At 77.4% G+C, this 301-nt stretch carries 1 protein-coding gene; it reads left to right on the top strand.

Going from position 1 to position 301, the window contains the following annotated elements:
• Positions 1 to 301: hypothetical protein (locus tag PUR56_RS10855; RefSeq protein WP_329948727.1), on the top strand; the 301-nt coding region annotated here is incomplete at both ends.

Raw genomic sequence — 301 nt, 5'->3', positions numbered from 1 at the left:
GGCGCGGCCCGGGTCGACGGATCCTGGCTGCTTCTCGGTGAGGACGACGAGGAGACCGCCGCCCTCGCCGATGTCCTGACCGGTCACGGCGCGACCGTGCTCCGGTTGGAGATCGGGGAGCGGGCCGAGCTGGCCGACCGGCTGCGGACGCTCGACGCACCGCCGGTCGGCGTGCTGGTACCGGCGGGTTCGCTCACCGGCGTGCTCGCCGCCGTCCAGGCACTGGGCGACGCCGGACTCGCGGCGCCGCTCTGGCTCCTCACGCGGGGGGCGGTCGCGCCCGGGTCCGCCGATCCGGCGG

The sequence above is a fragment of the Streptomyces sp. BE303 genome (assembly GCF_036290945.1).
In the GTDB taxonomy this organism is placed as follows: Bacteria; Actinomycetota; Actinomycetes; order Streptomycetales; family Streptomycetaceae; genus Kitasatospora.
The sequence above is the reverse complement of the archived record's forward strand: the minus strand, read 5'-3'. Positions and strand labels throughout refer to the sequence as shown.